This window comes from Komagataeibacter intermedius TF2, from assembly GCF_000964425.1.
Classification (GTDB): Bacteria; Pseudomonadota; Alphaproteobacteria; order Acetobacterales; family Acetobacteraceae; genus Komagataeibacter; species Komagataeibacter intermedius.
Map to the genome: position 1 here is coordinate 1 of NZ_BANF01000219.1, position 434 is coordinate 434.

General features: G+C 59.9%; 1 pseudogene. It reads left to right on the top strand.

Going from position 1 to position 434, the window contains the following annotated elements:
• Nucleotides 1–434 (top strand): annotated as a pseudogene (locus B7449_RS16495) (MSMEG_0569 family flavin-dependent oxidoreductase); the annotation flags it as partial.

Sequence of the window (434 nt, forward strand, 5' to 3'; positions counted from 1 at the left end):
CTTGCGGACATGCACTTCTACGACCTTACGGTGGATAATCACCCCCTGCGTGATGGCGCACGCGACAAGACCAATCATTACGTCACGGGCCGAAATGGCGGGCATGACCTTGATCTGCGACTGTTTGCAAAGGAAGGCGTGGGCCTGCACGGCACGCTGGAGACCATCCGTGACGAAGTGGCGCACTTCGCGCCGGATCTTGCGGAAAACCTTGATGATGCGGACAGGACCAATGCCGACATCAAGAAATCCATCGACACCTACATCGCCCGTGAAGGGATCACGGCCCCGACCGAAGCCCCTTATGTGCCGGTCTGGGAGCCTGATGGCAGCAACGCTCCGCTGGACCTGAAGGCCGCCGGGATCACCTCGATCCTCTGGTGCATCGGTTTCCGTCCGAACTATCGCTGGATCGACGTGCCGGTCTTCAACGG